General features: G+C 77.0%; 1 protein-coding gene. It reads right to left on the minus strand.

Annotated elements, in window-relative coordinates; genetic code table 11:
* Positions 1-631, minus strand: a 631-nt coding sequence (locus tag AC1MIR_RS13755; protein ID WP_480028762.1) for a hypothetical protein, incomplete at its 3' end; no start/stop codon positions are given.
* Positions 632-956 lie beyond the last annotated feature (325 nt).

Genomic DNA, 956 nt, shown 5'->3' on the forward strand with positions numbered 1-956 from the left:
GCGGCCCCCCGCGCCGGCCGGCCCCGGGCGGGGGGGCGCGGCGGCCGCCCCCCCGCGCCCCCCCCCCCGCGCCGGTCCGCGCCGCGCCGTTCAGCCCGCCTGCCGCGCGGTTCGCCTGCGCCGCCGCGTCATCCTGCGTGCCGATCGCCGCTGCGGCCTCGAGGAAGCGGATCAGCGCGACCGAGGGCGGCGCGGCGGACAGTTCCTCCAGCGCCTTGGGCACAGCCGCGCGCGCCTCGGCGAGCGCCGCCAGGTAGTTGGGCACCTCGCGCCCGGCCTGGATGCGCAGCGTGCCGAGCGCGCCGCTCGCCTCCCGGTTGCCGGCGCGGCGCAGCGTGTCGGCGCAGGCGGCGAGATGCGGCGCGAGCGCCTTCGCCTCATCCGGCGACCAGTCCAGCACCGGCTTGCCGAACAGGGCCGCGGTGCGCGGATCGGCGAAGAGGGTGTTGAACCGGTCGCGCCCGCCGAGGCCGAGCTCGTTCGGCGCCCAGCCTTCCCGCCGCTCGAAGCCTTCCGTCCAGGTCGCCAGCGCCTCGCAGGAGGGGTGCGGCAGTTCCCCGCGTGCCGGCGCGGCGAAGAGGGCGAGCAGCAGCAGGACCGGGAGCGGGACATGTCGGGACGGCGGCAACATTCAGTCCTTCCGTGATGGGATCGGGTGCCAACCGGAACGGGGCGGCGGCGAAGTCTGCGACGACGGCAAGGTCAGGGTCGAGCCCGCCCACCAGCGTCTCACGGTCGCGTGATCGCGACGGCGACTCGATCCCTGGATCAATTCTTTCGCTTAGTGCATAATATTGGAGCGACATCGCCCAACCCCGACGGGAGATCGCCATGGCATCATTCCCCCGCCGCGGCCGTCTGGCCGCCGGCCGCGCCAGTCTTGCGTTGCCCGCGCGGGCCCCCCCCCCCCCCCGGCCCCCCCCCCCCCCCCCCCCCCCCCCCCGCCGGCCGCCGCC

It is taken from the genome of Falsiroseomonas sp. RANM36 (assembly GCF_056682175.1).